Origin of the sequence: Mesorhizobium sp. M1A.F.Ca.IN.020.04.1.1 (assembly GCF_003997315.1) — a bacterium.
Lineage (GTDB): Bacteria > Pseudomonadota > Alphaproteobacteria > Rhizobiales > Rhizobiaceae > Mesorhizobium.
On sequence record NZ_RZSN01000368.1, the window covers coordinates 1 to 1,514 of the forward strand.

Here is a 1,514-nt window from a genome sequence, read left to right on the forward strand (position 1 = left end):
TCGACGAGTTGGTGCTGTCACTTTTCGTGAGCGGGCCGGACACCACCACCTTGCCGATCAAGATGTGGTCGGGAATTCGGGAAGAGATCACGCCGACGATCGCTGCCGTTTCAAGTCTGCTGATCGCGTTCACAGTCATTATGTATGCCGGCGTAGAGGGGGTTCGCCAAGCTGGTGAATGGCGAACCAAATCCAGTGGGCTAGTCAACAATGAAGGAGCTTAAGACGGTGAGTGAGCCTGCGAATAATGGAATGGATTTCCCGGCTGAGGAATATCGGGAGCGGCTACGGCGTACTCAAGAAGAAATGGCTAAGTATGATCTTCCCGTCTTACTGCTGCACCAACCAGAAAACATTAATTATCTGAGCGGTATAGATCAAATTGGTTATTTCTCCTATCACGCCTTAGCAGTGCCCAGCCGCGGCGACCCGGTGCTGATCGTGCGCGACATGGAAGTCCCCACGGCGCACAGCACCTCATGGGTCAAAAACCACGTGGTCTATGCAGATGCGGCTGATCCGCTCCCCGTTTGGCTCGACACGGCGCGAAGAGCCCTTGAAGGTCTTGGGTTGGCAGGCGGGCGCGTCGGTGTGGATGAGCACTCATGGTTCTTGACGGTGGAGCGCTGGAAGATGCTGCAGGCGCTGCTGCCGAATGCAACTCTGGTTGGAGAGCCCCGTATTGTCGACCACCTGCGCCTGATCAAATCGCCGCGGGAAATAGAACATCTGCGCGTCGCTGCCCGCCTGGTTGAAGTGGGCCTGCGGGCCGGCATCGAGGCTATCGGGCCTGGCGTCGCGGAGCGAGAACTCGCCGAGGCTGTGTCTAGCGCATTGGTGAAGGCGGGGGCAGCGTCGCTCGGCGGTATCATCACCTCCGGCGATCGAACAAGTCTCATACATGGAGGACTTTCGGACCGGCGCCTGGAACGTGGCGATCCTGTCTACTTTGAACAAAACGGGGTCCACAAGAATTACTGGGCACGCTTGATGCGCACCGCTGTTGTCGGTCCGGCGAGCGCTGCGCAACAGCGTATCGCCGACACGATCATCCGCATCCAAGACGAGGCCATCGCATTGATGCGGCCGGGCACACCGGCCAGCGTGGTCGACCGAGCTTGCCGCGAGCCGCTCCTGGCGTCTGGACTGCGCGAGACCTATACGAATCGTGCCGGCTATTCGCTTGGTCTTAATCATCGCCCGTCCGCAGGCGAATTTATCCGCGAATTCGTGCCTGGCGTCGAATGGGTCTTAGAGCCGGGAATGGTGTTTCATATGCTGATGATGGCAGCGGGGATGGGCTTCAGCGAGACGGTGCTGGTGACGGAAAAAGGCCCGGAACGCCTGACCACCATGGAGCGCAAGCTCTTCTCGCGTACCTAAGCACCCCATTCAAGATGGCAAAGCACATGCGACCAGTCATAGGAATCGTCAGCAATTTCGACGTGGAAAAGGATGGTTACTTCTGTCTCGTCCACTATGTAAGCGCAATCGAGAAAGCCGGCGCTGTTCCG

At 58.2% G+C, this 1,514-nt stretch carries 1 protein-coding gene and 1 pseudogene; both read left to right on the top strand.

Annotation, left to right across the window (positions count from 1 at the left end; genetic code table 11):
* A pseudogene (locus EOA49_RS32980) lies at positions 1-224 on the top strand (hypothetical protein); the annotation flags it as partial.
* Positions 211-1,383, top strand: a complete 1,173-nt coding sequence (locus tag EOA49_RS31905) for a Xaa-Pro peptidase family protein (RefSeq protein ID WP_127241193.1) — start codon at positions 211-213, stop codon at positions 1,381-1,383. The pseudogene EOA49_RS32980 and the gene EOA49_RS31905, both read left to right, overlap by 14 nt.
* The last annotated feature ends 131 nt before the right edge of the window (positions 1,384-1,514 follow it).

Coding starts and splice junctions, on each gene's coding strand:
- EOA49_RS31905 (WP_127241193.1), top strand. CDS start 211: ATGAAGGAGCTTAAGACGGTGAGTGAGCCTGCGAATAATGGAATGGAT.